Genomic DNA, 24,707 nt, shown 5'->3' on the forward strand with positions numbered 1-24,707 from the left:
ACCGCAACGAATCGGTACTGTATCGGCTCGCTCGGAGCTCCGGCAAACCAGTAACCGTGGATTGTGTCACGCCAGCTCTGGGACCGCTGTCCGGCTGCTCGCCGACTTGCGGTCCGCCGGGCTCAGGCCCGGTGGGCTGTCATTGTCGGGTTGGCGAGGATCTGGGCGGCGACGGCCCGGCAATCATCCGAGGACGGCCCCTCGCCGTCGGGGAACAGCACCGCTCGGTAGTAGCGCAGCTCGTCGATGGACTCCAGGATATCGGCGAGCGCGCGATGCCCGCCCTGCTTCTGGGGGGCCTGGAAGAAGGTCCTGGGGAACCAGCGCTTGGCCAGCTCCTTGATGGAGGAGACGTCAACCACCCGGTAGTGCAGGTAGTCGATGAGCTCGGGCATATCGCGTGCGAGGAAGGCCTTGTCCGTGCCCACCGAATTGCCCGCGAGCTGTGCCGTGCGGGCCGTGGGCACGAGGGAGCGGACATGGTCGAGCGCCACGCGCTGCGCCTCGGCCAGGCTCAGCCCGCCGTCGAGCTCGTCGAGCAGACCGGAGGAGGAGTGCATGGAGCGCACATAGTCGCCCATCCGCTCCAGAGCAGCGGTCGGGGGCTTGATGAGTACGTCGATGCCCTCGCCCAGCGGGACCAGCTCGTAATCCGTCACGATGACGGCGACCTCGATGAGCGCGTCGGCGCCCAGGTCGAGGCCGGTCATCTCGCAGTCGATCCACACCAGGGGATCCGAGGTCGTTATCTGTCGGCTCACGGGCCAGCAGTCTAGCCCGGCCCGTCATCCTCGGGGGCAATCACCTCCAAGGGATCCCCATCGCCCTGCTGCCTGACGTCGATCCGGTCCCAGTGCCAGCCCTCGCCCCGCGGATCGCCGGGGGCTCGCCGCTCCCCGCTCCTCAGGAGCGCGGGCCTCGGGACCGCGCTCATCTGCGACTCGCTCGCCATGATCACCGGAACCGGCGCCGCGGGCACCCCATCGGGGCATCATCGGCCGGCTGGGCGACGGTGCCGGGAGATCGGGCCCGGGGGACGGTGTGGCGTAGGCTGGAACCGCCGTCGGGGCGACCCGGCGCGCGCCTCCATAGCTCAATGGATAGAGCATCGGCCTTCTAATCCGCAGGTTCCCGGTTCGAGTCCGGGTGGGGGCACCGTTGGAATGACGACGTTCTCCGAATCCCAGGGGCCGGCGGCATCGCCGCGCCGGATTGGTCGAGCGCGATCAGCCCTGTTGCCCATATTGTTGGATCATGCCCCCTACCGCCCCATCGGCATCCCCAGCACCCCATGGGGATGGCCTGCCCTCCTCGGCGCTCAGTCGCGCCCAACTCATCGAGGTGCTCAACAGCACTGTTGACGACCTCGAGCGGCTCGATCTGGCATTGGGCGCTTCCGAGACGGAGGCCGCTCGCCGTCTGCGCCACAGCCTCATCTGCCAGATCCGTGACCACGTCCTGCCCCGCATCGCCGACGCCGAGGTCCCGGCCATCGTCGTTGTCGGCGGCTCCACTGGCGCCGGCAAGTCCACCCTCGTCAACTCCGTGCTCGGGGCGGAGGTCTCCGTCGCTGGGGTCCTGCGCCCGACGACGCGCACCCCCGTCCTCGTGGTCAACCCCGAGGACCGCGAGCCGCTCAGCGACCACTCCCTCGCCAGCGTGTGCACGATCCGGGAGTCCGAGGCGGTGCCCGCCGGTCTGGCCCTCGTGGACGCCTCGGACCTGGACTCGGTCCACGAGTCCAACAGGGTCCTGGCCGCGCGCCTCCTGGAATCGGCCGACCTATGGCTCTTCGTCACCACCGCCGCTCGCTACGGGGACCAGACGCCGTGGACCACGCTGGAGGCCGCCGCTGAGCGGAAGATGCCCATCGCGATCGTCCTCAACCGCGTGCGCGCCGACGTCCTGCCGGAGGTGCGCAGGGACCTCATGACCCGCCTGGACCGGATCGGACTGGCCGAGGCCCCCTTCTTCGTCATCCCCGACGCCGGCCCGCACGAGGGCCTCCTGCCCGAAGAGGCCGTCGGTGAGATCCGCGACTGGCTGCGGCTGCTGGCCGGGCGCCATCGCGCCGCCGGCCTGGTGCGTCGCGGTGGCCGCGGTCTGTGGTCCGCCCTCAAGAGCGATCTGGCCGCACTGGCCGACGCCGTCGATATCCAGGACGACGCCGCCAAGCGCCTGGAGGAGGCCACCGCCGCGCTGCTCGTCGACCCCGGCGCCGAGATCCGCTCGGACCTGGAGCGCGGGGAGATCGGTGAGGGCGCGCCCGCCACCCGGTGGGTCACCCTGGCGTCCTCCGGCGCCCCGCTCGCCCCCCTGGCCACGGGATCGCGCCTGCCCTGGGGCCTGTTCGGGCGCGCCGCCAAGGTCCGGGCGGAGGCTCTCGCCAAACTCGCCTCCGACTCCCAGTCGGCCCTCGCTTCGCGTCTCGAGGCCGCCCTCGTCGCCCTGGCCGACGACGTCCAGCGGATCTGGACCGAGGCCGGGGCGGAGGAGTCCGCCGGGCGCCTCCTGCCGGCTGTCCCCGACTCCGAGGCGATCATCGCCGAATGGGCCGACGCTGTCCGCGCCAACCCGGGGGCCTCCGCTCGCGGCCTGCGCGGGACGGCGATCGGCGATCTGATCATCGCTGCCGCCGCTGGCGTCGAGGGCTCGCGAACCGCCACTGACAGGCTCCGCCTGGCCGAAGCCGTGGACTGCGCGCGCTCCTCCCTGACCGCCACGTTCGACGCCGCCCTGGCGCGCGTAGCTCCCCCCGGGACGGCCCTCGGGCTCGCCCCCGACCCCGCGCTCGCCGCGGCGCTGCGCCTGCGCTCGGGCGAGCTCACTCCCTTCACCCGCCCTGGAGCGACCGCATGACCACCTCTCCCAAGCCTGATCAGTCCCGCACTGCCTCGACCGCCCAGGAGGACTCCCCGATGGTGCTCGACGCCGCCCACCTCGATGCCCGGCTCCATCGCCTGCGCGCGGCCATCGACTCCTGCCCGACGGAGGTGCCCGCCTCCCTCGCCCTGCCCGCGCGAACCAGCCTCGAGGAGGTCGGCGAGCGGCTCGTCCTGGGCGTGGACCACACCGTTGTCGCCCTCCTGGGAGGCACCGGATCGGGGAAGTCCTCCCTCTTCAACGCGCTGTCCGGGCTGCAGTTCGCCGATGTGGGCGCCCGGCGCCCCACCACCTCGGAGTCGGCGGCCTGCACCTGGGGCGATGATGCCATCGCCCTGCTGGACTTCCTGGGCGTCAACGACGAGCGTCGCATCCGCCGCGAGTCCCTCCTCGACGCCGACGACGAGGACGAGCTCGCCGGTCTCGTCCTGCTCGACGTCCCCGACTACGACTCGGTGACCACCGAGCACGCCCTCCAGGTGGACCGGCTCGTGCCCTTGGCCGACGTGCTCGTGTGGGTGGTCGATCCCCAGAAGTACGCCGACGCCGCTCTTCATGAGGGCTATCTGCGGGGTCTGGGCGCCCGCCAGGAGGACATGCTGCTGCTCGTCAATCAGGTTGACACCCTGCCCCCCGGCGGGCAGGAGCGCCTCCTGAGGGACATCCGGTCCCTCTTGGACTCCGACGGGCTCCACGAGGTCCGGGTTATCCCCGTCTCGGCGGTCCGCGGCGACAACCTCACCCAGGTCCGCGACATCCTCATCGAAAGGGTCCGCCGCGAGTCCAACGCCGCGCGCACCGCCTCCGCCGAGCTCGATGCCATCTGCCTGCGCCTTCGCCCGTCCGCCGCGGCCCACCCCGTGGTCACTTCGCCCGAGCACGAGGCCGCCGCCGTCGATGCCCTCGTCCACGCCTCGGGCGCGCGCGCTGTGGAGGCCTCCATCCGCGAGGGACTGGCGCGGCCGCTGCCGCGAGCCCTGGCCCGCCCGGAGGCCCCTTCTCGTCCGGCCGTGACCGCCATCCGCACCACGTGGATGCGCCGCACCACCGAGGGCCTGCCCGCCGCCTGGCTGCGCAGCGTCGACGCCGAGGTCATGAGCCCGGAGACCCTGGCCGCCCAGACCGCTGAGGCGGTCGGTTCCATCCGCCTGCCCGGGCACCGCTCGCCGGTCATCGAGCTCGGCTGGTGGGGAGGCCTCATCGCCACGCTGCTGGGGCTCGCCTGGGGCGGCCTCATGATCGCTCAGGGCGGCAATTTCCTCATCCCCGTCGCCCTGCTCGTCCTGGGCGCGCTGCTGTTCCTCTGGTCGGGGGCCCGCCGCATTGCGCGCGCCGATCAGGAGGCCAACGACTACGCGGACCGGGTGCGAGAGAGGCTCGCCGTTGTCGCCGCCCGGGGGCTGACCACGCCCGCGCAGGGTGTGCTCGCCCGGCATCGGGAACTGCGCGAGGCCCTGCGCGTCTGAGCGCCCGTGCCCCAGGCACCCGGTGGGGAACCACAGGCGCCGCGGCGTCGCCCGAGCGGGTCCGCCTGGGGACCCGTCGGCCCACGGCCAACCCGCCTCGTGCACTGTGGGAGGCAACCGGCACCCGGCCGGATCCTCACCCACAGGAGTCATCATGACGCACCAGCTCGACCTCACCATCCAGGGCACCCTGGGCACCAACCCCGTCCTCACGTTCTCCGGCAACGATGAGCGGCGCCTGGCTTACTGCCGCTTCCGAGTCGCCACCACCACCCGCCATCGCACGCGCTCAGGCCAATGGGTCGACGACGCCACCATGTGGTTCACCGCTAAGTGCTGGGGGAGCCTGGCGCTCAACGCCGCCGAGGCCCTGCGCAAGGGGGACCCCGTCCTCCTCGCCGGACGCATGACTCAGGAGGCGTGGGACTCGGGCAAGGGCGTCATCATCACCAACGTGCTCAGTCTCACCGCCGTCGGCCATGACCTCAACCGCGGCTACACCCGCTTCGCCCGCGTCCGCCGTGATGAGAATGGCAATGAGCTCCCCGACGGCGCCACGACCCCCGCGAGCCCGTCGAGCGCGACGACGCCGGGCGCCGCCAGCGCCGGATCGGCGGACGCCGCCCCGGGTCCCGCGGCGCCCGCGCCATTGCCGGCGGACCACTGGGAGGCGCCGGCCGAGCAGGCCGGGCAGTCGGCGGAGCCGCCCTACGTCGTCGTCGACGAGTCAGTCCAGGAGGAGGGGTAGGGGTCCTCGAGGCCAGTGCCCTCGCCGGGGCGGCTCAAGCCTGGGCGAGGAGATGGTCGAGGTCCGCCGGGTGCGCCACCCGCAGCACCTCGATGAGGGCGCGCGTCATCACCTCGGCGGCCCGGGTGGCGTCGTCGAAGGCCTGGCGCATGACCTCCCCGTCGGATTCCCATCCCAGAGCGTTCAGCCCCTGGCGCATCGCGTCGTCGAGGAGGAACCTTCCCGCCTCATCGACGATCGGCAGGTCCACCTCAACGCCGCCACCGCGCCCGAGGACGATCATCCCGGGCGGCTCCGGGGATACCTCGGGCCGGCCGCGAGAGGAGAGGAGCACGCGCAGCCCCCGGTGCCGGCCGAGGGCATCCTGAGCGGCCGCCGGCGCAGGAGCGGTGAGCAGGATCATCAGCCCCGCCCGGGCGTCGAGACCACTGGCGGAGAGCCCGTCCTGGGCTGCGCCCCCGCTCAGCGCCGTCAGGAAGGGGGCCAGGGACGGTGTGAAGCGCGCCCATGAGCCGTGGTCCACCATCGAGGCGAAGGAATCGCTCGCGGCGCGAAGCGCCTCCTGCTCGTTCATGGGACCAGGCTATCGGGCGAGGGGGCGGCGGGCATCCGGCCGCGAGGACGGTGGGGCGGCGCCGGGGAGGGCAGGCACCCGCGCATCACAGGGTTGTCGCCTTGCTCTCGCCTGGGCGTGTCACGGGCTGGATTCGCCTTCATCGTGCGTACCGTGGCTCCGACCGGCGCGCGTTGGCGCCTGTGCCTGCCAGGAGCGATCCACCGATGATCCGATTCGACCATGTCTCCAAGGTCTACAAACGAGGGGCCCGTCCCGCGCTCGACGATGTCGATATCGAGATCGAGCGCGGCGAGTTCGTGTTCCTCGTGGGCGCCTCCGGCTCCGGGAAGTCGACCTTCCTGCGCCTGACCCTGCGCGAGGAGCGCCCCACCTCAGGGGCGGTGCACGCGCTGGGACGGGACCTCTCCCAGATCTCCACCTGGAAGGTCCCCCAGCTGCGCCGCGAGATGGGCTTCGTCTTCCAGGACTTCCGCCTGCTGGAGACCAAGCCGGTCGCCGAGAACGTCGCCCTGGCAGCCCAGGTCATCGGCAAGCCGAGCCACTACATCCGCACCGCCGTGCCCGAGGCGCTCAAGCTCGTCGGCCTGTCCGGCAAGGAGAAGCGCCTCCCTCACGAGCTCTCCGGCGGCGAGCAGCAGCGCGTCGCCATCGCCCGGGCCATGGTCAATCGTCCCAAGCTGCTCCTGGCCGATGAGCCCACCGGCAACCTCGACCCCTCGACCTCCGTGGGCATCATGCGCCTCCTGGACCGGATCAACCGGCAGGGGACCACGGTGGTCATGGCCACCCACGATGATGAGATCGTCGATCAGATGCGCAAGCGGGTGATCGAGCTCAAGAGCGGCAAGGTCGTGCGCGACCAGGACCGCGGCGTCTACGGCTCGGACCGCTGAGGAGAACCGCTGATGAGATTTCGCCTGATCACCGCTGAGACCCTCAAGGGGCTGTCCCGGAACGTCGCCATGACGATCTCGGTCATCCTCGTCTCCTTCGTCTCCCTGCTGTTCGTCGGCTCCGCCGCTCTCCTGCAGTCCCAGATCTCGACCATGAAGGGGGAGTGGTACGACAAGGTTCAGGTCAGCGTCTACATGTGCCCGCCCTCCTCGGCCCGTCCCGAGTGCGTTGCCGGCGAGGCCACGCAGGCGCAGATCAACGCCGTCGAGCAGCTCTTGGGCTCCGAGGCGCTGTCCTCCTACGTCAAGGAGTACACGATCGAGACGAAGGCCGAGGCCTACGCCAGGTTCATGAAGGCCTACGGAAACACCCCCATCGGGCGCACCGCCACGGAGGAGATGATGCCGATCTCCTTCCGCGTCAAACTCAACGACCCCCAGAAGTACCAGGTGGTCTCCGAGCAGTTCGCCGGGCGCGATGGCGTCGAGCGCGTCGTCGACCAGCGCTCCACCCTGGATCCGCTCTTCCTGGTCATGAATCGCGCCACCTGGATCGCCGGGGGCCTGGCAGCGATCATGGCCCTGGCGGCGGTCCTCCTCATCTCGACGACGATCCGCCTGTCCGCGATGAGCCGCTCCAAGGAGACGAGCATCATGCGGCTCGTGGGCGCCTCCAATCTCTTCATACAGCTGCCCTTCATCCTGGAGGGCGTCATCGCGGCGCTCATCGGGGCGCTGATGTCCATCGGCGCCCTGTGGCTGGGCGTGTACTACATCATCGAGCACTGGCTGAGCCGCTCGGTGACCTTCACCAGCGCCTTCATCCGCACCAGTGATGTTCTCTACATCGCCCCCTGGCTCATCCTGGCCGCCGTCGCGCTGGCCGCGATCTCCTCCGCCGCCTCCCTGTCGAAGTACACGAGGGTGTGAGCTGAACCGTGTCCCGCCGGAGCCTCGCCATCCTCCTCGCCGCCGCCCTGTGCCTGACTCCCATGTCCTCCGCCCTGGCGGATGACCGATCCGACGCCGTCGATGAGCGCAACGAGGCGCAGCGCAAGCAGGCCGAGCTCGCCTCCTCCCTGGAGGGGGTCTCCGCTGACCTGGGGCAGGCCTACATCGACTTGCAGAACGTCCAGACCAGCCTGACGACCGCTGAGACCGAGCTGAAGACCGCGGAGACGACCCTGAAGGAGAAGGAGCGAGAGCGGAAGACCGCCGCCGATCGCCTCACGATCGCCGAGGACTCCCTGGCGCAGATCACTGCGGAGGCCTCCGCCTCGCAGTCCGCCGCCGATGAGACCTCCGGCGCCGTGGCCCAGCTCGTCGTGTCCGCCCACCAGGGCGATACCTCGGTGACCTCCCTGACCTATGTCCTGGAGTCGGGCTCCGCCGAGGAGCTCAGCTCCCGTGCCGAGACGATGCAGATCGCCTCCGGCGTCCAGGAGTCGGTGCTGTCCGCCGCCGAGGCCAAGCGGGCCCAGGACGCCAACCGCAAGGCACGCCAGGACGCCGCCACCAGGCGGGTCGCCGTCCTCAAGGCGGATGCCGACGCCGCCGCCACCGCCGCTCAGACCGCGCGCGATGACGCCAAGACCAAACGGGATAACGTCTCCACCCTGGCAGCCCAGAAGGCCAAGGCCGCCTCCGACCTCGAGGCCCGCAAGACCGACCTCGAGGCCCAGCAGGCCCAGGCCGCCAAGGACGCCGATGCCGCGGCGGCCAAGATCGCGGAGATCGACGCCAAGAACCGGGCCGCCTACGCCGCCGGGCAGACGGGAGTCTCCTCGGACTCCATCGCCGCGGACTCCCTGGGAGCGGGATACATCGGCCACCCGATCTCCGGGCCGCTCACCGTCACCTCACCCTTCGGGTTCCGCATCCACCCCGTCACCGGGGTCGGCGTGGGACACCAGGGAACGGACTTCGCCGCCGCCGAGGGCACTCCGCAGTACGCCTCCGTGTCGGGAACGGCCACCTACTGGGATTCCCCGTCCTGCGGAATCGGCATCGACATCAACGCCGGCTACATCGACGGGAACTCCTATGTCATCACCCTGTGCCACCTCTCCGGGCGGGCGATTGCGGACGGCCAGTACGTCAACCGCGGTGATGTCGTCGGCTACACCGGCTCCACGGGCTACGCGACGGGCCCGCACGTTCACTTCCAGGTCGCGCGGGACGGCGCGTACATCGATCCCATGACACTTCCCGGCTTCTGAAGCCCGGGGCGGAGCGCCCAGCGCGCGAAGGGGCCCATGCGGCGCGTAGACTCTCCAGTCCGCGCGCCGCGCCCGCCTTCGGTATCCGCCAGGGCCCGGCGGCGCGGCGATCGCATCGTGAACCGGAGGGAGACGACCATGGCCTCATCGGGCAGGGCAGGGCAGGGCAAGCCCAAGAAGCCGACACCGGGCGAGCGCGCCAAGGCCGCCTCGGACGCCCACAAGACGATCGCCCGCAACAAGAAGGCCAGTCACGACTACTTCATCGAGGACCGCTACGAGGCGGGGCTGGCGCTGACCGGCACGGAGGTCAAGGCCCTGCGCATGGGGCGGGCCTCGCTGACCGAGGCCTGGATCGAGATCGACCGCAACGGCGAGGCCTGGTTGCAGGGCGCTCATATCCCCGAATACCTTCAGGGCACGTGGAACAACCACGCCCCGCGCCGCAAGCGCAAGCTCCTCCTGCATCGCGCCGAGCTCGCCAAGCTCGCCATGCGCGTGGCCGCGAAGGGCTTCACCATCGTCCCGCTGGAGCTGTACTTCATCGGTGGCCGGGCGAAGCTCGAGATCGCCCTGGCCAGGGGCAAGCAGGACTGGGACAAGCGGCAGGCGCTGCGCGAGGCGCAGGACAACCGCGAGGCCCAGCGCGCTATGGCGGCCGCCAACCGGCGCCGGGGTTGAGCGCTGGAACTTCGGGCAATCCGGCGCGGCCTATCTGGACCGCTTCGTGAATCGCCTGCTATGATCGGCAGCCGGTGCGGGCGCGCCCAGTGGGCTCGCTGGCGCCACAACTCCATAGGGGATGATCGGTTTCGACGACGGTCATGGGTTCAGGAGAAGCGGGTCGAGGATGCGCAGTCATCTCGTCAACGCTCTGCGCGAACCTATAGGTGCCGATAACACTCGCACCGACTTCGCCCTCGCCGCCTGAGCGAGCCTCGAAGTCCGTCAGCCCGGGGTTCGCTTCCGCCCCGGTTCCTGGCGTCATCCAGGGAGCCACTGCTGAGGAACCGTGTCGGTAGGTTCCTCGGGACTCCTCATCGACTGAGCCCGTCGGCGTCCTTGCTCGCGTGAGACGCCGGGGCCGAGAAAATCACTAGCGAGCTGCGCCCGGAGAAGTCCTGTTGCATGCCCGTCGGACCGGGGTTCGATTCCCCGCATCTCCACCAACTAGATGCTGGTTTGGATACAATCCAAACCAGCATCTTTTTCATGCCTGTGGGTGGGTTTCCCTTGTAAATACTCGGGTTTGTGGGGCAGTGGGGTGGTGTCTGAGAGCTTCGTGGCGGTGCCCTGGTGGTGACCTGGCGGGGTATTTTGCCGCCGTGGCGGGGGTTCGGGGGCGTGTCGCGGTGCGTTCGTAGGGTGGGCCAAAAGGTTTAGGCCTGCGTCAAAAGGTGGAAGGAAAACTAATTTGATAAGTAGTGAGTGGACGAATGGAGTGAATAAAGCGTGAGGCATTTGTTAGAAGTGAATGATACTAGAATCATATGGAGGTGGCGTCTAACAGCGCTTGACAATGCAGAGGTTGTAAGGTACAATATTTTGAGAGAGAGGTTGAATTATGTCGCAGCGTAGACAATCTTCCAGGGTAATCGACACTATGAGGGCAAAGTCCCTTCTGTCGACTGTGCTCGTTGCCTCGGTCTTACTAGGCTTTATTTTTATGCTAGTCGGCCTCCCTCCCTTCGGTGGGGTTTGTTTTGTTGTCGCATTAGTCGTCGCGTTGACGATACTGTTTGAGGCGATGATCGAGAAGCGCACTGAATGACCAATGTCTAGAATGTCGACAAGTCACTAAGATCTTTGAAAGTTTTGTTTTAGGGCCGGTCGATGCTGAATTTCCAAAGTGAGGCCTATCTCGACGCGCCACAAGCGGGGGAAGCGACCGTACAGGTCATGGACAACCTCTCCGGAGCTATCAAGGCAGCCAATGGCTCGGGATCTAACGACTCCGTTCAGATCGCCGAAAGGGTCGTGAACCTCGTGGAGAGTCGCACCGTTGCCCTTGCACAAGCTAATGAAACCACCTGGGAGCCCGAATGAGGAGCCGACGTGGTGCCGCTCGTGCGTCTTGAGCACTTGCTCAGTGTGCAGCGGCGCATCCTTGGAGCAGTAGCCTGAAACACAACCGTGGGGGCGGCCCCAGGTGAGCGCCTGGGGCCCCACGTTCCTTCCGATGTCCGTCACTACGAGCCGTATTCCTCGCCGATCCGCCGCGCCTCCACTATGTGAGGGAGGCGAATACCGCGACCCCGCCGAGTGCGCTCAACGCGACCTACAGATGAGACTGCTCATCGGCTTCGCCCGTGACCTTCTTGACCGCCTGAGCGGCTTCTAAGGACAGCGCCATTGTGTCCCGCTCCGGCCGGCGGGGAGGAACCGGTCCTGTCGGCGTCGCCTCGCCGACAGGACCGGGCGGCGGTGCCCGGGGACGGGCTCAGGCGCTCAGGGCCGAGGCGAGTGGGGCGTAGTGCCTGCGGGTGGCCTTGCGGTAGGCGTCGGCATCGCCCTTCCTCGCCGCCTCGAGCATCTCCCGGTGCGCCTTGGCCGTGATGATGATGTCCTCCGCGGCGGGGGCGTCCATGAGGGGCACGGTCAGCGTGTGGACCGCCCAGAAGGCGTCGATGAGGTGGGACCACAGGTGGTTGGACAGGGGCTCCAGGAGGCGCGCGTGGAAGGCCCGGTCCTGCTCGGAGAAGGTCTTGCCCTCAGCGGCGAGTTCCTCCATGTCGTCGATGTAGCCGTCGAGGACGGGGTCGGGACGGTCCTTCCAGGTCTTGACGACCTGATCGGCCAGAGCGATGTCCAGGGTTGTGCGCACCTCGACGACGTCGCGCAGACTCGCGTAGTCGTCGCCCGGGGCGAGCAGGCCGCGGAAGACGAGCGACTCGACCATCGGGCGCATGGAGACCTGGCCGACGAACATGCCGTGGCCGTGACGGACCTCCACGATGTCCAGTGCGACGAGCGTGCGCACCGCCTCGCGCACGGAGGAGCGCGACACGCCGAGGCCGGCGCACAGCTTCGACTCGGTGGGCAGCGGGTCGCCCGGTTGGAGGTGGTGGGAGAGTATGTAGTCCTTGATCGCGCTCATCGCGGTGGACGCCTGGGTCATCGGTGCCGGGGACAATGCGACGTAGGTGTTGCGCTGGGCGTCTCCGGGGGCCATGTGTGGCGCACCTCACTTTCTCGCTCTTCGGCTCGATTGGCTGGGTCTCTGTCGGCCAAGGTCCCGTAGAGATTCTGACACGGTTTCGTCAACGGCTGGCTGGAAGCGGGCTGAACCTGCTAGACTCATTCTACGTACGTCAGACATAAGACGTCAGACTTCAGGAGTCCATCCAATGGCGATTTCAGTTCCCCGCGCTTCCCGGCGCGACTTCATCAAGATCAGCTCCACCATGGGCCTGGCCGCCGGCATTGCCGCGACCCTCGCTGCCTGCGGTGGTGGGACCGCCAAGAAGTCCAGCACTGGCGCTGGATCCTCGGCCGCCCCCGATGTCGAGGTGACCAACAAGGATGGCGTCATCGCCGCCGGCATCTCCTACGAGCTCGGCACCAACGGCTATGACCCGATGACGACGACGTCGGCCCTGACCGTCGCCGCCAACTGGCACACCATGGAGGGCCTGACCGAGATCCACCCCGTCACCCGCGAGTGCTACCCGGCTCTCGGCGCCGCGCTGCCCACCAAGGTCAGCGACACGAGTTACGAGGTCGCCCTGCGCGACGGCGCGGTCTTCTCCGACGGCACCGCCGTCACTGTCGAGGACGTCGTCTTCTCCTTCGAGCGGGTCCTCAACCCGGACAACGAGTCCCTGTACGCCTCCTTCCTCCCCTTCCTGGACAAGGTGGAGAAGAAGGACGATAAGACCGTCACCCTCACGCTCAAGTACCCCTTCTCGCTGGTCGCGGAGCGCGTCGCCGTGGTCAAGATCGTCCCGAAGGCCGCCGTCGAGGCCGACGCGAAGGCCTTCGATCAGATGCCCGTGGGCACCGGCCCCTACGTCATGAAGGACAACGGCGCCGCCACTAAGACCGTCGTCTTCGAGCGCAATGACAAGTACAACGGCTCCAAGCCCGCCCTGGCCAAGTCCATGACCTGGCAGATCCTGCCCGATGACACCACTCGCACCAACGCGATGAGCAACGGCACGGTCCAGGCGATCGACGCCGTCCCGGCCGCTCAGCTCACCGCCATGTCCGCCCCCATCAAGGTCAGTGCCGAGCAGGGCTTCGGCCTCCTGTTCGCGATGTTCAACTGCGGCTCCGAGCCCATGAAGGACGTCAAGAACCGTCAGGCGATCCTCTACGCCCTCGATTACGAATCCATCTGCAAGAACGGCATGGCGGGCCTGGCCACCCCGGCCACCTGCTTCGTCCAGAAGGGGCACCCCGCATACCGCGCCGCCAAGGTGGACTACTCCACCGGCGGCGTCGAGAAGGCCAAGGCCCTCCTTGCCGAGACCGGGCTGAAGAGCGTGCGCCTGCTGTGCTCCGACCACGGCTGGTTCTCCTCGGTCCGCCCGATCATCAAGGAGAACCTCGAGGCCGCGGGCCTGACGGTCACCTACGAGGAGAAGAAGTCCGCCGACGTCTACAACACCATCGATGGCGTTCCCGAGGCCTACGACATCGTCGTGGCCCCCGGCGACCCCTCGGTGTTCGGCAACGACGCGGACCTGCTCCTGCGCTGGTGGTACGCCGGCGACACATGGATCGACAAGCGCCTGCACTGGAAGGGTCAGGAGTCGCAGACCAAGATCCAGGAGATGCTGGACTCCGCCGTGCAGAAGACCGGTGACGAGCAGGTGGCGGCCTGGCAGGAGATCTTCGACGCCATCTCCGAGGTCGTGCCGCTCTACCCGATCTTCCACCGCAAGACTCCCACGGCCTGGAACGGCGACACCCTGGTCAACTTCAAGCCGATCACCCTCACCGGTCTGTCCTTCGCCGGGGTTGGTTCGAACAACAGCTGAGTCCCGTGGGCTCATCCGCCTGAGGCGCGCGCGGCGCTCCCCCGCTCATCGGGGGAGCGCCGCGCCATGATTAGCGGGGGCGCCAATTTGCCATTAGTCATCAGACATCAGACAATATATCTGAGGTCGCCCGACCGCCCCCTCGCGCCCCATTGGCGCCGGGGCGGGCCGGCAGGCCAACCACCGCCCACCCGGGCGGGACACCGAAGCAAAGGAGCATTCCAGTGTCCAACCTCATCCGCCTGATCGGACGGCGCCTCCTGGCGCTGCCCGTCATGGTGCTGGGTGTGACGCTGCTCGTCTTCGTCGTCATGTCGTTCTCCTCGGCAGACCCCGCGCGCCTGGCGCTGGGCGAGGCGGCATCGTCGGAGGCCCTCGAGCAGTACCGGATCGACCACCACCTCAACGACCCCCTCCTGACCAGGTTCTGGGACTATCTCGTCGGCCTCGTCCGCGGTGACCTCGGGCAGAGCTTCACTGGCGTCGACATCAGCCGGCTCATCTCGGACGCCTTCCCCATCACCCTCCAGCTCACCCTCATCGGCCTGGCCGTGGCGATCGTCATCGCCGCAATCCTCGGCGTCGTCGCGGCCCTGTACCGGGACCGCTGGCCCGACCAGATCATCCGCGTCGTCTCCATCGCCTGCCTGGCCACCCCCTCCTTCTGGCTGGCACTGCTCCTCATCCAGTGGCTCACCGATGTGCCCGGGGGAGCCGGGATCTTCCCGGCCCTCATCACCGACTGGATCCATTTCTCCGACGACCCCGGTGAGTACGTCCGCCAGGTCTTCCTGCCGGCCCTGGCCATCGCCGTGCCCAACATCGGCTCGCTCACCCGGGTCGTGCGCACCGCCATGGTCGAGGAGCTCGACCGCGACTACGTGCGCACCGCCATCGGCGCCGGCATCCCCAAGCGCGTCGTCGTGGCGCGCAACGTCCTGCGCAACGCGCTCATCACCCCGCTGACGGTCCTGGGCCTGCGCGTGGGCTACTCGATGGGCGGCGCCGTCGTCATCGAGATCATCTTCAACATCAAGGGCATGGGCCAGCTCATCCTCGACGGCATCACCCGCAACGAGGTCAACATCGTTCAGGGCGTCTCGATCACCGTCGCGCTGGCGTTCATCGTCATCAACATCATCGTCGACATGCTCTACGTCCTCGTCAACCCGCGAATCAGGAGCGTCTGATGCTGCACCGCCGCACACTCGACAAGGCCGCCAAGCCCGGCCTGCGCTTCCAGGGCTGGAAGGCCCTGCCGCTCGGCTCCAAGATCGCCGTCGTCGTCCTTTTCGCGATCGTGCTCATGGGGATCCTCGCCCCGGTCATCGCCACCTACAACCCCTCCACCACGGGTCTCGCCGAGGGAACCACCTATCAGGAGGGCATCGGCGAGATCACCACGGTGACCGTGGCCCCCAATGGGGAGCAGTTCTTCGGCACCGACAAGACCGGGCGGGACGTCTTCTCCCGCGTCGTCTACGGCTCGCGCGTCTCCATCGTCGTCGGCCTGTCCGCCACGGCCCTCGCCCTGGCCGTCGCCGTGGTTCTCGGGGCGATCGCCGCCACCGCGCGCAAGTGGCTCTCCGAGGTCCTCATGCGCGTCCTCGACATCGTCATGTCCTTCCCGGGCATCGCCCTGGCGGCCGTGCTCGTCTCGGCCCTGTCGCAGAGCCTGCCGATGCTCCCGGTGATCATCGTGTCGATCGCCATCCTCTACATCCCGCAGCTCACCCGCGTCGTTCGCGCCAACATCCTGTCCCAGTTCGGGGAGGACTACGTGGCGGCCTCCAAGGTCATGGGGGCCGCCGTGCCCTGGATCCTGGTCAAGCACGTCGCCCGCAACTGCATCGCCCCGATCATGGTCTTCGCCACCGTGCTCGTGGCCGATGCGATCGTCTTCGAGGCCTCGCTGTCCTTCATCGGCGCGGGCATCAAGTCGGTTAACACCCCCACCTGGGGCAATATGCTCTCCGAGGGCAAGGAGCTCCTCCTGCAGGGGGCCTGGTGGCCGACCTTCTTCCCCGGCCTCATGATTCTCATCACCACCCTGTGCCTCAATGTCCTGTCGGAGGGTCTCACCGACGCCATGGCCTCGCCGCGCATCCGCCGCAAGGTCGACGTCCAGGCCGACGAGGAGGCGCTGGAGGCCGTCGAGACCGCCAAGGCCTGGGACGAGGCCGGCGCTGCCGTGGAGGCCCACGCCTCGGTCCCCTCCGGCGCGGCCGAGGGCAGGGAGATCAGCAGTCTCACCGGGCTGGTCGAGCCCGCCGCCGAGGAGGTGCCGCTGGCCGAGCGCCTCCGGCAGCTGGCCGTGGCCGAGCGCGAGCGCGGCGACCGCCTCGTCTACACCGACACCGGCGCCGCCCCCGTCCTGGAGGTCAAGAGCCTGTCCATCGCCTTCCCCGCCCAGCACGGCGAGGTCAATATCGTCGACGACGTCTCCTTCTCGGTGCGCCCCGGCGAGACGATGGGCCTGGTCGGCGAGTCCGGCTGCGGCAAGTCCATCTCCTCGATGGCCGTCATGGGGCTCCTGCCGCCCACCGCCCGCATCACCGGCGAGATCCTGTTCAAGGGCCAGAACATCCTCGAGATGACGCCCGAGCAGCACAACGCCCTGCGCGGCCACGAGATGAGCATGATCTACCAGGACGCGCTGTCGTCTCTCAACCCCTCCATGCTCATCAGCGCCCAGATGAAGCAGCTCACCTCCCGCGGGGGCAAGCGCACGGCCGCCGAGCTCCTCGAGCTCGTGGGCCTCGACCCGGAGCGCACCCTCAAGAGCTACCCGCACGAGCTCTCCGGCGGCCAGCGCCAGCGCGTCCTCATCGCCATGGCGCTGACCCGCGACCCCAGCCTCGTGCTGGCCGATGAGCCCACCACCGCCCTGGACGTCACCGTCCAGAAGCAGGTCGTCGACCTCCTCAACGACCTGCGGGAGAAGCTCGGCTTCGCGATGGTGTTCGTCTCCCATGATCTGGCGCTCGTCGCCAAGCTCGCCCACCGGATCACTGTCATGTATGCCGGTCAGGTGGTCGAGCAGGCCGAGACCGCCGAGCTCCTCGTCAACCCGACCCACGAGTACACCCGGGGCCTGCTCGGCGCCGTGCTCTCCATCGAGGCGGGCTCCAACCGTCTCCACCAGGTCCGCGGCACCGTGCCCAGCCCCTCGGAGTTCGTCTCCGGAGACCGCTTCGCGCCGCGCTCCTCCCACCCCACCGTGGGCCTCGAGACCCGCCCCACCCTCAAGCCGGTCGATGGCAACCCGGACCACGTCTTCGCCATCACGCCCGAGCTTGAGGCGATCCTCGCGAAGGAGGCCCACTGATGGCCGCACGCACATCCCCCCGCGGCACCGCCGACGGCGCCCCCGGCGCCTGGACCGAGGCCGATCCCGTCATCGAGCTGAGGAACGCGCACGTCATCCACACCTCTCGCACTGGCAGCCTGTTCAAACCCGACACCGTTCACGCCGTCAACGACGTCTCCCTGACGGTGCACCGCGGCGAGACCCTCGGGCTCGTGGGCGAGTCCGGCTGCGGCAAGTCGACGACGGCGCGAGTCATGGTCGGCCTGCAGCCCCTGACGGAGGGCGAGGTCTACTTCAAGGGCAAGCGGATCGGCCACTCGGCCGCGGACCGCAAGGCCCTGGGCCGCTCGGTATCCGTGGTCTTCCAGGACCCCGCCACCGCGCTCAACCCGCGCATGATCGTGCACGACACGCTCATCGACCCGCTCAACGTCCACGGCATCGGCAGCCCCAAGGAGCGCGAGGCCCGCGTGCGCGACCTCCTGCACCTCGTGGGCCTTCCGCCCAGCGCCCTGGACGTTCTGCCCCGCCAGATCTCCGGCGGTCAGCGCCAGCGCGTGGCCATCGCCCGCGCGCTGGCCCTCGACCCCGACATCATCGTGGCCGACGAGCCCACCTCTGCACTCGATGTCTCCGTGCGGGCCCAGGTGCTCAACCTTCTCCAGGATCTCAAGGCCACCCTCGGCCTGGGCCTGGTGTTCATCAGCCACGACATCAATACCGTCCGCTACGTCTCGGACAAGATCGCCGTCATGTACTACGGCCGGATCCTCGAGATGGGCACGACGGCGGAGATCTTCAACAACCCTCAGGAGAACTACACCAGGACGCTGCTGTCCGCCGTGCCGTCGCTCCTCGAGGGCTGAGCGCCGCCGTCGTCGGCGCCCTGCCCTCTCCCTGCCCCCATCCCAGCAATCAGGAAGAACACCTTCATGGACACCCGCTTCACCGGCGTCATCCCACCGGTCATCACCCCGTTCACCGCCAGCGGTGACGTCGACTACGAGGACCTCGACAAGATCATCGATCACCTCATCGACGGCGGTATGCACGGTCTGTTCGTCCTCGGCTCCTCCGGCGAGGTCGCCTACCTCACCGACGCCGAGCGCGACGAGATCGTCAAGAGAACCGTCGCCCGCGCAGCCGACCGCGTACCGGTCCTGGCCGGCGCCATCGACACCACCGCCAAGCGCGTCATCGAGCACGCGAAGCGAGCCGAGGCCCTGGGGGCCGACGGCATCGTGGCCACTTGCCCCTTCTACGCCATCAACGATGAGGAGGAGTTCGCCGCCCACTTCCGGGCGATCGCCGCTGCCGTCTCGATCCCCGTCTTCGCCTACGACGTCCCCGTGCGCCTGGGCGGCAAGAAGCTGTCCCGCGATCTCCTCGTGCGCCTGGGAACCGAGGGCGTCATCGCCGGAGTCAAGGACTCCTCCGGCGACGACGTGGGCTTCCGCCGCCTCGTGGCCGCCAATGAGAAGGCCGGCCATCCCCTGGCCCTCCTATCCGGCCACGAGCTCATGGTCGACGGCATGCTCCTGCTGGGCGCCGACGGCTTCGTCCCCGGCTACGGCAACGTCGAACCGCGCCCCTACCGCGAGATGTGGGACGCCTCCCGCGAGGGCGACTGGACCCGCGTGCGCGACATCCAGGACAGGATCGCCGCCCATTTCGAGACCGTCTTCGCCGTCAAGGGCCGCTCCGGCGACGCCACCGGCATCGGCGCCTTCAAGACCGCCATGGTCGAACTCGGCATCATCAAGGCCAACCACATGGCCTTCCCGATCAAGCCCCTCGAGGGCGCCAACAAGGACGCTGTCGTGGCCATCATGAAGGAGGAGGGCCTCATCTGAGGCCAGCGCTGCTCGGGGCCGGGCCCTCGCCCGGCCCCGAGCCACCTCTTCGCTCCCGTATTCCCTCCCCAGGCCGACCCGGGGCGGCAACGAAAGGACTCCCATGGCCTCCACCGACGCCAGCGGCGCCGCACCCGCATCCGACGCGCCCCGCGCCACCGGCGGGGCGGGCGTCCATCGCCCCACTGGCGTCGTCGGCCTCGACCTGGGCGGCACCAAGATGGCGGCCGCGCTCGTGGGAGCCGACGGCGCCCTGCTCGGCCCCATCGCCTCCGTCCCCACTCCCGCTCATGACGGCCCGGCCGCCATGCTCGACGCCATCGCCTCCCTCGTCGTCAAGGTCGCGCGCGCGGGCATCCCCGGTGAGACCGCTGACGGGCCCCCGACCATCAGTGCGGTGGGCATCGGCACCGCCGGCGTCGTCGACGTCGAGCGCGGCGAAATCGTCTCGGCCACCGATGCCATCACCGACTGGGCCGGCACTCGCGTCGCGGAGGGCGTTCAGGCCCGCCTGGAGGCCGAGGGCCTGGGCCGCCCGCCCATCCACGTCGAGAACGACGTCGACGCCTACGCGGCGGGGGAGGCTTGGCTCGGCGCCGGGCGCGCCACCCACTGCGCCCTCATGGTCGCCGTGGGCACCGGGGTCGGCGGCTCCGTGCTGCTCGACGGCGTCCCCTTGCGGGGCGCCCACCACGTGGCCGGGGAGATCGGCCACATGCCCTCGGGGCTCGCCGCAGGCGAGACCTGCACCTGCGGGCGCCCCGGCCACCTCGAGCCGATCGCCGCCGGCCCCCACATCCTCCGCCGCTACCTCGCCGCCGGAGGGGACCCTGCCGCGGCCAACGCCCACGACGTCGAGAAGCGCGCCCAGGCTGGCGACGAGCTCGCCGCCCGCGTCTACCGCGAGGCCGCCCTCGCCCTCGCCCAGGCCATCGCCGGCGTCGCCACCGTCCTCGACCCCGAGCGCGTCATCATCTCCGGAGGCCTGGCCAGGGCCGGCGAACTGTGGTGGGCCCCGCTGCGCGAGGCCTTCGCCTCCGAGGTCATCGAGCCGCTGGCCGGCATCGAGATCGTCCCCGCCGAGCTCGGCACCACCGCCCCCATCATCGGCGCCGCCCGGGGCGCCCTCGCCCTCATCGGGTGAGGCGGAGCCCCGTTGCCGATCTTCGCCCGACCACTGCCTGCCGCCCATCGCGGGCTCAGCAGCCATATCGCATTCCACCTCCCGCCCCACGAAAGAAGGCCTCGTCCATGACCACAGCGAATGAGACCGGCACCAGCCAGGCCGTCCTCGACCGCCTCAAGGGGGGCCTCATCGCCTCCGCCCAGGCCTACCCCGGTGAGCCCATGCGAGACCCGCGCACCATGGACGAGGTCGCCCAGGCCTGCGTGGCCGGCGGCGCCGTCGGCATCCGCGCCCAGGGCCTGGCAGACCTCACCCTCATCACCCAGCACGTCGACGTGCCGGTCATCGGCTTGTGGAAGGACGGTCACGACGGCGTCTTCATCACCCCCACCCTCACGCACGCCATCGCCGTGGCCGCCACCGGCAGCCAGATCGTGGCCCTGGACGGCACGCGCCGCCCCCGCCCCGATGGGCTCACCCTGGCCCAGACCGTCGAGGGACTGCGCGCCGCCCGTCCGGGCACCCTCATCATGGCCGACTGCGGCAGCGCCGACGATGCCCGCGCCGCGCAGGACGCCGGCGTCGATGTCCTGGGCACCACCCTGGCCGGCTACACCGGCGAGCGTCCCAAAACCGATGGCCCCGACCTCGGGCTCGTCGACGAGATCGTCGGCTTCGCCTCCCTGCCGCTCGTCGTCGAGGGACGGATCCACACTCCGGCCCAGGCCGCCGCGGCGATGGAGCGCGGCGCCTTCGCCGTCGTCGTCGGCACCGCGATCACCCATCCCACGACGATCACATCCTGGTTCGCCAGCGCCGTCGGCGGGGCCGACAGGGGGCACGGCGGTGCCGCCTGAGCGCTTCTAGTGGATTCCCAGGTGGGAGGCCATACCGGGATGCCTGTGACTCGTGGGGCTTTCGGGGTGAATGAGGTGCTGATCTGGTGTGTCACACGCCGAAAATCGGCTCAGCAACTGACAAAACGCCTCAGTTGCGCATAGCGTTGCGGCCAGTGGCACTACCCAACCGAGGTGCCGCTCCACGACAGAGAGGCAAGACATGTCCGTCAACCGCACCGAGCTCATCGCAGCCATCGCCGCCAAGACCGATCTGAAGAAGACCGATGCCGATGCCTTCCTCGCCGCCTTCCAGGAGGTTCTCGTTGAGAGTGTCTCGAAGGGCGAGGCTGTCAAGATCACGGGCCTGATGGGTGTGGAGCGCGTCAAGCGCGCCGCCCGCACTGGCCGTAACCCCCGCACCGGCGAGGAGATCCAGATCCCCGCGGGCTACGGCGTGAAGCTGACAGTGGGCTCGGCCCTCAAGAAGGCTGTCGCCGACAACTGAGCTGAGCCCGACTGAGGGTGCGGGGGCGCGAATCCCGTCCCTAGGCCGCCCAGGCGCCCTGGGGTGCGCCACCGAGTTGGTGGCGCACCCCTTCTTGTCGCTCCGGAGGGGGGTGTTGTGGCAGCGACCGCTCAACGCGACGTTTGATGATCGGATATTTTACAATTCGATCAGGAGCGCGCAGGCGCCCGTCCCGCATGAGACCCCACTGATCGAGGAGAGCAACCATGGAGCTCGTCATCCTGAACACGCCCGAGGCCATCGCCGAGCGCGCTGCCGACGCCATCGAGGAACTGCTGACCACCAAGCCGGACGCCGTCCTGGGCACCGCCACCGGCTCCAGCCCGCTGCCCCTCTACGATGAGCTCGTCCGCCGCTGCGCCGCGGGGCGGCTGTCCTTCGCGGAAGTCACCGGCTTCATGCTCGATGAGTACGTGGGCCTGCCCGAGGGCCACCCCGAGCGCTACGCCACCTTCATGGAGCGTCACCTGCGCTCCCGCGTCGACATGCGCCCCGGCGCCCTCCACGGCCCGGATGCCCTGGCCGACGACCTCCAGGCCGCCTGCGCCGATTACGAGCGCCAGATGGCGCGAGCCGGCTACTGCGACCTGCAGATCCTGGGCATCGGCTCCGACGGGCACATTGCCTTCAACGAGCCCGGTGGGCCGCTGGACTCGCCCACGCACGTCGATGTCCTGACCGAGCAGACCCGCCGTGACAACGCCCGCTTCTTCGACGGCGATATCGACGCCGTCCCCACGCACTGCATCACCCAGGGCCTGGGGACCATCATGAAGGCCAGGAAGCTCGTCCTCATCGCCACCGGGGCGGGCAAGGCCGAGGCCATTCGCCGGCTCGTCGAGGGCGAGGTCAGTGTCGATTGGCCCTGCACCGTCATGCAGAACCACCCCGACGCTCTCGTCCTGGTCGACCCCGCCGCCGCCTCCCTCCTCACCGCTGCCCGCCCCTGACCGGTCTCGATGAAAGAGGGGGGAAGGGAGTGGGGGCGGGCGAGCAATCGCACAGGCCACCGGCCCGGAGCGCACCCGGGGGTGGGCCTAGACTGGCCGCATGATCCTTCCCCGCATGAGCTCCGATCCCGCCGATCCCGGTAGCCCCGCGGACCCGGGCGCCGAGCCCGGGCGCTCCGTCGGCACGGCCGTCCTGGAGCGCGAGGAGCTGCAGTCCACGGACGACGGTGACGCCGACCGCTTCGCCCATTACGTGCGCAAGGACAAGATCGCCGCCGCTGCCGCCACCGGCCGCCCCGTCGTCGCCCTGTGCGGCAAGGTGTGGACCCCCGGCCGCGACCCGTCGAAGTACCCTGTGTGCCCCACCTGCAAGGAAATCATGGAGTCCATGCGCTCCGACGGCGGGGGCGCAGGAGGCCCGCGCCGCCCGCGCTTCCCCTTCGGGCGGGGTGGTCAGTGAGCCCCGCGCGCGGGAGCCAGGCCCAGCACAACCCGACCCAGCCCTCGATCTTCGCCGCGGAGCACCTCTCCCCGGCCTACCCGCAGCGCGCCGCCTGGGGCACGACGCGCTCCCTGCGCGCCTGGCAGGCCGCCGCCCTCGAGAAGTACATGAACGCCATGCCGCAGGACTTCCTGGCCGTGGCCACACCGGGAGCCGGCAAGACCACCTTCGCCCTGCGGATCGCCGTCGAGCTCCTGCGACTCGGCGAGGCCCACAAGATGACGATCGTGTGCCCCACCGAGCACCTGAAGTTCCAGTGGGCGGAGGCCGCCGCGAAGGTCGGCATCCACATCGACCCCTCCTACTCCAACGGGCAGGGGGCGCTCGGATCGCGGTTCGACGGCGTCGCCCTCACATACGCGCAGGTCGCCGCCAACCCCGCGCTGCACCGCGCCCGCACCGACTCCATCCGCACCCTCGTCATCCTCGACGAGATCCACCATGGCGGCGACGCCCTGAGCTGGGGCGACGCCATCCGCGAGGCCTTCAGCCCCGCCCGGCGCCGCCTGGCACTGACCGGGACGCCCTTCCGCTCCGATGATTCCCCCATCCCCTTCGTCACCTACGCCGAGGAGGCCGGGGGCATCAAGCGGTCCAAGGCCGACTACTCCTACGGCTACTCCGATGCCCTGCGCGACGGCGTCGTCCGCCCGGTCATGTTCATGTCCTACTCGGGCGAGATGCGCTGGCGCACGCGCACCGGGGATGAGGTCGCCGCGCGCCTGGGTGAGCCTCTGACCAAGGACCTCGAGGCCCAGGCCTGGCGCACCGCCCTGGATCCCAAGGGGGAGTGGATCCCCGCAGTGCTGGCCGCCGCGGACCAGCGCTTGAGCGAGGTGCGCCGCCAGGTGCCCGACGCCGGCGCCCTGGTCATCGCCACCGACCAGCAGCGCGCCCGCGCCTACGCCCGCCAGCTGGCCGCGATCACTGGGGAGGCGCCCACCGTGGTCCTGTCCGATGATTCGGGTGCCTCCAGTCGTATCGAGGCCTTCGCTGAGTCCACCGACCGCTGGATGGTGGCCGTGCGCATGGTCTCCGAGGGCGTGGACGTCCCGCGCCTGGCCGTTGGCGTCTACGCGACCTCCACCTCCACGCCGCTGTTCTTCGCCCAGGCCGTCGGGCGCTTCGTTCGCTCGCGGGCGCGCGGCGAGACGGCGAGCGTGTTTCTTCCCTCGGTGACCCCGCTGCTGGCCCTGGCCAATGAGATGGAGGTCGCCCGCGACCATGTTCTCGGCAAGCCGCGCTCCAACGAGGACGAGGTCTTCGGCTACCCGGAGGACCGCCTCATCGCCGAGGCCAACAAGGAGGAGAGGGCCGCGGACGACCTTTTCGGCGCCTTCGAGGCCATGAACTCCACCGCTGAGTTCGATCGTGTCCTCTTCGACGGCGGCGAGTTCGGCACCGGTGCCATGGTCGGCTCCGTGGAGGAGCAGGACTACCTGGGCCTGCCCGGGTTGCTCGAGCCCGAGCAGGTCACCGCCCTGCTACGGGCCCGCCAGGACAAGCAGATCAAGTCTCAGAAATGCCAGGCCGCCGCTGCCGCTCAGCGCCGCGCCAACTCGGGAGTCGATGACGCCCGTAAGCGCGCCGCCGCCCGCAAGGAGCTCAGCTCACTCGTGTCCGCCTGGGCCCGACGCTCCGGTCAGCCCCACGGGGCCGTCCACAACGAGTTGCGCCGCGTGTGCGGGGGGCCGGAGGTCGCGCAGGCCACCACTGAGCAGATCGAGAAGCGCGTGGGCACCCTGCGCCGCTGGTTCGTCGGCAAGCGCTGAGCAAGGCCCGGGGCGCTGGGCTGACGGGGAGGGGCGACGCCGGCGGACAGCGCGGGCGGCT

21 protein-coding genes, 1 tRNA gene and 1 other RNA gene are annotated in these 24,707 nt (G+C 69.3%); 20 read left to right on the forward strand and 3 right to left on the reverse strand.

Annotated elements, in window-relative coordinates; genetic code table 11:
* Positions 1 to 122 precede the first annotated feature (122 nt).
* Positions 123 to 749, reverse strand: coding sequence for an oligoribonuclease (gene orn / locus B6G06_RS02720; protein ID WP_080463363.1), 627 nt, complete (start codon positions 747 to 749; stop codon positions 123 to 125).
* Between the two features lie 333 nt (positions 750 to 1,082).
* Here orn and B6G06_RS02730 point away from each other — a divergent pair.
* The 4 genes from B6G06_RS02730 to B6G06_RS02745 all read left to right on the forward strand — a co-directional run bounded on the left by B6G06_RS02730 (position 1,083) and on the right by B6G06_RS02745 (position 5,097).
* Positions 1,083 to 1,155 (forward strand) — tRNA-Arg (locus B6G06_RS02730).
* A 99-nt stretch (positions 1,156 to 1,254) separates the two neighbouring features.
* Positions 1,255 to 2,859: a GTPase domain-containing protein gene (locus B6G06_RS02735; RefSeq protein WP_081170870.1), complete on the forward strand. Its 1,605-nt coding sequence runs from the start codon at positions 1,255 to 1,257 to the stop codon at positions 2,857 to 2,859.
* Positions 2,856 to 4,349, forward strand: coding sequence for a GTPase (locus B6G06_RS02740; protein ID WP_373284826.1), 1,494 nt, complete (start codon positions 2,856 to 2,858; stop codon positions 4,347 to 4,349). Before B6G06_RS02735 ends, B6G06_RS02740 begins: the two co-directional genes overlap by 4 nt.
* Positions 4,350 to 4,503: 154 nt before the next feature.
* On the forward strand, positions 4,504 to 5,097 hold the full coding sequence (locus B6G06_RS02745; RefSeq protein ID WP_080463330.1) for a single-stranded DNA-binding protein: 594 nt from the start codon (positions 4,504 to 4,506) through the stop codon (positions 5,095 to 5,097).
* 34 nt (positions 5,098 to 5,131) lie between these two features.
* Here the strand turns inward: B6G06_RS02745 and B6G06_RS02750 are convergent, their stop codons facing one another.
* Positions 5,132 to 5,671, reverse strand: coding sequence for a TY-Chap domain-containing protein (locus B6G06_RS02750; RefSeq protein WP_080463329.1), 540 nt, complete (start codon positions 5,669 to 5,671; stop codon positions 5,132 to 5,134).
* A 206-nt stretch (positions 5,672 to 5,877) separates the two neighbouring features.
* Between B6G06_RS02750 and ftsE the strand changes: the two genes are divergently transcribed.
* The 5 genes from ftsE to ssrA all read left to right on the forward strand — a co-directional run bounded on the left by ftsE (position 5,878) and on the right by ssrA (position 9,955).
* Positions 5,878 to 6,567 carry a cell division ATP-binding protein FtsE gene (gene ftsE / locus B6G06_RS02755; RefSeq protein ID WP_073452333.1) on the forward strand — a complete coding sequence of 230 codons (690 nt, stop codon included), beginning with the start codon at positions 5,878 to 5,880 and terminating at the stop codon, positions 6,565 to 6,567.
* Between the two features lie 12 nt (positions 6,568 to 6,579).
* The gene (ftsX, locus tag B6G06_RS02760) at positions 6,580 to 7,497 is read left to right on the forward strand and encodes a permease-like cell division protein FtsX (RefSeq protein ID WP_080463328.1); all 918 of its coding nucleotides are present in this window, start codon (positions 6,580 to 6,582) and stop codon (positions 7,495 to 7,497) included.
* Between the two features lie 62 nt (positions 7,498 to 7,559).
* A complete protein-coding gene (locus tag B6G06_RS02765; protein ID WP_081172160.1) occupies positions 7,560 to 8,786 on the forward strand; it encodes a M23 family metallopeptidase in 1,227 nt (408 codons plus the stop codon).
* A 138-nt stretch (positions 8,787 to 8,924) separates the two neighbouring features.
* The gene (gene smpB, locus B6G06_RS02770; protein ID WP_080463327.1) at positions 8,925 to 9,467 is read left to right on the forward strand and encodes an SsrA-binding protein SmpB; all 543 of its coding nucleotides are present in this window, start codon (positions 8,925 to 8,927) and stop codon (positions 9,465 to 9,467) included.
* Positions 9,468 to 9,584: 117 nt separating this feature from the next.
* Positions 9,585 to 9,955: a transfer-messenger RNA gene (ssrA, locus tag B6G06_RS02775) on the forward strand.
* Between the two features lie 1,271 nt (positions 9,956 to 11,226).
* Here ssrA and B6G06_RS02780 read toward each other — a convergent pair.
* On the reverse strand, positions 11,227 to 11,958 hold the full coding sequence (locus B6G06_RS02780; RefSeq protein WP_164505185.1) for a FadR/GntR family transcriptional regulator: 732 nt from the start codon (positions 11,956 to 11,958) through the stop codon (positions 11,227 to 11,229).
* Between the two features lie 175 nt (positions 11,959 to 12,133).
* On the opposite strand from B6G06_RS02780, the gene B6G06_RS02785 reads away from it, so the two are divergent.
* The 11 genes from B6G06_RS02785 (at position 12,134) to B6G06_RS02835 (ending at position 24,646) form a co-directional block, all read left to right on the forward strand.
* On the forward strand, positions 12,134 to 13,768 hold the full coding sequence (locus B6G06_RS02785; protein ID WP_080463326.1) for an ABC transporter substrate-binding protein: 1,635 nt from the start codon (positions 12,134 to 12,136) through the stop codon (positions 13,766 to 13,768).
* 224 nt (positions 13,769 to 13,992) lie between these two features.
* On the forward strand, positions 13,993 to 14,958 hold the full coding sequence (locus B6G06_RS02790; protein WP_081170872.1) for an ABC transporter permease: 966 nt from the start codon (positions 13,993 to 13,995) through the stop codon (positions 14,956 to 14,958).
* Positions 14,958 to 17,096 (forward strand): dipeptide/oligopeptide/nickel ABC transporter permease/ATP-binding protein, encoded by a 2,139-nt coding sequence (locus B6G06_RS02795; RefSeq protein WP_081170874.1) that lies wholly within the window; start codon positions 14,958 to 14,960, stop codon positions 17,094 to 17,096. Before B6G06_RS02790 ends, B6G06_RS02795 begins: the two co-directional genes overlap by 1 nt.
* The gene (locus tag B6G06_RS02800) at positions 17,096 to 17,944 is read left to right on the forward strand and encodes an ATP-binding cassette domain-containing protein (protein WP_081170876.1); all 849 of its coding nucleotides are present in this window, start codon (positions 17,096 to 17,098) and stop codon (positions 17,942 to 17,944) included. Before B6G06_RS02795 ends, B6G06_RS02800 begins: the two co-directional genes overlap by 1 nt.
* Positions 17,945 to 18,010: 66 nt before the next feature.
* Positions 18,011 to 18,931, forward strand: coding sequence for a dihydrodipicolinate synthase family protein (locus tag B6G06_RS02805; protein ID WP_081170878.1), 921 nt, complete (start codon positions 18,011 to 18,013; stop codon positions 18,929 to 18,931).
* Positions 18,932 to 19,034: 103 nt separating this feature from the next.
* A complete protein-coding gene (locus B6G06_RS02810) occupies positions 19,035 to 20,075 on the forward strand; it encodes an ROK family protein (RefSeq protein ID WP_081170880.1) in 1,041 nt (346 codons plus the stop codon).
* A 107-nt stretch (positions 20,076 to 20,182) separates the two neighbouring features.
* The gene (locus B6G06_RS02815) at positions 20,183 to 20,914 is read left to right on the forward strand and encodes an N-acetylmannosamine-6-phosphate 2-epimerase (protein ID WP_081170882.1); all 732 of its coding nucleotides are present in this window, start codon (positions 20,183 to 20,185) and stop codon (positions 20,912 to 20,914) included.
* A gap of 202 nt (positions 20,915 to 21,116) precedes the next feature.
* Positions 21,117 to 21,401, forward strand: a complete 285-nt coding sequence (locus B6G06_RS02820; protein ID WP_080463319.1) for an HU family DNA-binding protein — start codon at positions 21,117 to 21,119, stop codon at positions 21,399 to 21,401.
* A 227-nt stretch (positions 21,402 to 21,628) separates the two neighbouring features.
* Complete coding sequence (nagB, locus tag B6G06_RS02825; RefSeq protein WP_080463318.1) at positions 21,629 to 22,372, forward strand: glucosamine-6-phosphate deaminase; 744 nt, start codon at positions 21,629 to 21,631, stop codon at positions 22,370 to 22,372.
* Positions 22,373 to 22,487: 115 nt separating this feature from the next.
* Positions 22,488 to 22,832 carry a DUF3039 domain-containing protein gene (locus B6G06_RS02830; protein WP_095532525.1) on the forward strand — a complete coding sequence of 115 codons (345 nt, stop codon included), beginning with the start codon at positions 22,488 to 22,490 and terminating at the stop codon, positions 22,830 to 22,832.
* Positions 22,829 to 24,646 carry a DEAD/DEAH box helicase gene (locus B6G06_RS02835; RefSeq protein WP_081170884.1) on the forward strand — a complete coding sequence of 606 codons (1,818 nt, stop codon included), beginning with the start codon at positions 22,829 to 22,831 and terminating at the stop codon, positions 24,644 to 24,646. Before B6G06_RS02830 ends, B6G06_RS02835 begins: the two co-directional genes overlap by 4 nt.
* The last annotated feature ends 61 nt before the right edge of the window (positions 24,647 to 24,707 follow it).

The organism is Actinomyces gaoshouyii (assembly GCF_002076915.1).
Classification (GTDB): Bacteria; Actinomycetota; Actinomycetes; order Actinomycetales; family Actinomycetaceae; genus Actinomyces; species Actinomyces gaoshouyii.